Here is a 2,354-nt window from a genome sequence, read left to right as displayed (position 1 = left end):
AGGTCGTCGCCGAGGACCACCCAGCGGCCGGCGGCGGGCGTCGGTCCGGCGGGCACGGCCAGCGCCGGCCAGTCCAGCCGGAACAGCGACTCGTGCCGGCCGGAGCGGGCGGCGCCGAGCGCGTCCCCGGTGACCCGGCGCATGATCAGCGATTCGGCGTGCAGGACCGGCGCGCCGGTGGCGTCGGCGACCTGGAACGTGACGCCGACGTCGCCGGCCGCGGCGACGCGGACCCGCAGCGCGGTGGCGCCGGCGGCGAGCAGCGTGACTCCGGTCCAGGCGAACGGCAGTCGGGGCACGGTGGCGTCGGCGCCGTCGCCCATCCGGCCGAGGAAGCCGCCGATCGACATGGCCTGGAGCGCGCCGTCGAGCAGCGCCGGGTGGATGCCGAACCGGCCGGCCTCGGCGTGGTGGTCGGCGGGGAGCGCCACCTCGGCGAACACCTCCTCGCCACGGGTCCAGGCGGCGCGCAGGCCCCGGAAGGCCGGGCCGTAGCCGAACACGGTCGACTCGATGCCGGCGTAGAAGGCTTCGGAGTCGACCTCGGTGGCGCCGGGCGGCGGCCACACGCCGAGGTCGAACGCGGGGGCGACGGCGGCGCGCGGAGCGAGCTGGCCGGTGGCGTGGCAGGTCCAGGCCACGTCGGCAAGGATCTCGTCGGACCCGTCCCGGTACGGGCGGGAGTGCAGCTGCACCGGCCGGCGGCCGGCGTCGTCGCGGTCGCCGACGGTGAGCTGGATCTGCAGCGAGCCCAGTTCGGGCAGCACGAGCGGGGCGAGCAGGGTGAGTTCCTCGACCACCGGCGCGCCGGCCTGCTCGCCGGCGTGGGCGGCCAACTCGACGAAGGCGGTGCCGGGCAGCAGGATCGCGTCCATCACCCGGTGCTCGCCGAGCCACGGGTGGGTACGCACGGACAGCCGGCCGGTGAAGACCATCCGCTCGCTGTCGGGGAACGTGACGGCGGCGCTGAGCAGCGGGTGTCCGGCGTCCTGGAGGCCGGCGGAGGCGACGTCCTGCGCCCGGTGGGCAGGCGGGTCGAGCCAGAACCGGTGCTGCTCGAACGCGTAGGTGGGCAGGTCGACGGTGGTCGTCTCGGCGAGGACGCGGGTGAGGTCGACGGGCAGGCCGACGGTGTGGGCGGTGGCCAGGTTGGTCAGCAGCCGGGTCGGGTCGTCGTCGCCGCGGCGCAGCGTGGACAGCACGTGGCCGGTGGTGCCGGTGTCGTCCAGGATCGCGGTGACCGGCATGGCCAGCACCGGATGCGGCGAGATCTCCACGAAGATCGTGTGCCCGGCGTCGATCGCCGTCCGCACCGCCGTGTCGAACCGGACCGTGCGGCGCAGGTTGTCGTACCAGTAGCCGGCCGTCATGGTCGCCGGGTCGACCCAGTCACCGGTCAACGTCGACACCAGACGGGTGTGACCCGGCTGCGGCCGGATGTCGGCCAGGTCGGTGCGAAGCTGCCGGGCGACGTCCTCGACGGCGGCGGAGTGGGAGGCGTAGTCGACCGGGATCAGCCGGGCCCGGATCTCGTCGGCCTGGCAGGCCGCCACGAAGTCGGCGACGGCCTGCGGCGGGCCGGACACCACCACCGTCGACGGACCGTTCACCGCCGCGACCCCGACACCCGCGAACCGGTTGTCGGCAGCACCGGAGCCGGCGAAGTCCGCCGTGGACCCTTCGACGCCGGCTGTTGCGGCGGCGGCAGCAAGCCGCGCCGTCACCTCGTCGGCGGGCAGGTCGACCGACGCCATCGTCCCGGTCCCCCGCAGCGCGACGAGCGCCCGCGACCGCAACGCCACCGTCTTCGCCGCGTCCTCCAGCGACAGGATCCCCGCCACGCACGCCGCGCCGATCTCACCCTGCGAGTGCCCGACCACCGCCTGCGGAGCGACCCCGACGTGCCGCCACACCGCCGCGAGGGCGACGCCGACGGCCCACAGCACCGGCTGCACCACCTCGACCCGCTCCAACCACGACTCGTCCTCGCCGGTCAACACCGACACCAGATCCACGTCCAGATAGGGGGCCAACACCGACTGGCACTCTCCCAACGCGGCGTCGAACACCGGCGTCCGCCCGACCAGACCGGCCGCCATCCGCGCCGACTGGGCGCCCTGACCCGGGAACACGAACACCGGACCGGTGGCGGCGGACGCGGTGCCGGTGACCAGGTGCGGTGAGGGTGACCCGTCGGCCAGCGCGTCCAGCCCGGACAGCAGTTCCTCGACCGACGAGCCGACCACCGCGGCCCGGTGGTCGAACACGGCGCGGGTGGCCACGAGGGACCACGCCACGGCGGCCGGGTCCACCTCGCCGCGCGACCGGACGTGTCCGGCCAGGCGGGCGGCCTG

1 protein-coding gene is annotated in these 2,354 nt (G+C 75.3%); it reads right to left on the bottom strand.

Translation table 11 applies throughout. From position 1 onward, the window contains the following. Positions 1–2,354: acyltransferase domain-containing protein (locus HUW36_RS31095; RefSeq protein ID WP_174531345.1), on the bottom strand; the 2,354-nt coding region annotated here is incomplete at both ends.

Source organism: Micromonospora maritima (genome assembly GCF_902825405.1).
GTDB lineage: Bacteria > Actinomycetota > Actinomycetes > Mycobacteriales > Micromonosporaceae > Micromonospora > Micromonospora maritima.
This window is presented reverse-complemented; position numbering and strand designations above follow the sequence as displayed.